Here is a 294-nt window from a genome sequence, read left to right on the forward strand (position 1 = left end):
GCGCTCTTCCGATCTGCAACGCCAAGCCGCTGGCCGTGAGCGCCGGCAAGGTCGAGTTCCGCGACGTCCACTTCTCTTACGATCCGAACCGGAAGATCCTGAAGGGCGTCTCCTTCGAGGTGCCGGCCGGCAAGACGGTGGCGATCGTCGGCCCGTCGGGCGCCGGCAAGTCGACCATTTCCAGGCTTCTGTTCCGTTTCTACGACGTGCAGGGCGGCCAGGTGCTGATCGACGGCCAGGACATCCGCGATGTGACGCAGGACAGCCTGCGCGCCGTGCTCGGCATGGTGCCGC

Annotated in this window: 1 protein-coding gene; it reads left to right on the plus strand. The window is 66.7% G+C overall.

The window, feature by feature from the left end; genetic code table 11:
- Nucleotides 1–294 (plus strand): ATP-binding cassette domain-containing protein (locus tag EN853_RS33595; RefSeq protein WP_135861383.1); only part of this gene is annotated, 294 nt, incomplete at both ends.

Source organism: Mesorhizobium sp. M1C.F.Ca.ET.210.01.1.1, assembly GCF_004791585.1.
In the GTDB taxonomy this organism is placed as follows: Bacteria; Pseudomonadota; Alphaproteobacteria; order Rhizobiales; family Rhizobiaceae; genus Mesorhizobium.